We start from the raw sequence: 257 nt of genomic DNA, 5'->3' as shown, positions 1-257 counted from the left end.
GGGGGAATTGCGCCGCTTTCGCGGGCTTTTGGTGCCGCAACACACTCCGGGATACTGTCTTTTAACCGCTTCAGCCAGGCATTTTTAAACGGTGTAAAGACTTTATACATCTCATGATTCCCGGTCATTACCGCGCCCGGTGCCAGAATTACGCTATCGTCAAAACCCTCACAGACCACCTGCGATAATGATTTTTCAACCTGAGCATCGCGCTGGCGTTCGTTGATTTCGTACTGATAGTTATAAAACAGTCGGCT

Annotated in this window: 1 protein-coding gene; it reads right to left on the bottom strand. The window is 49.4% G+C overall.

The genetic code is table 11. The annotated features are described in order from the left end of the window. Positions 1-257: deoxyribodipyrimidine photo-lyase (locus FDX22_RS31425; protein WP_255432979.1), on the bottom strand; the 257-nt coding region annotated here is incomplete at both ends.

Source organism: Citrobacter sp. TBCS-14 (assembly GCF_005280805.1).
Classification (GTDB): Bacteria; Pseudomonadota; Gammaproteobacteria; order Enterobacterales; family Enterobacteriaceae; genus Citrobacter; species Citrobacter gillenii.
This window is presented reverse-complemented; position numbering and strand designations above follow the sequence as displayed.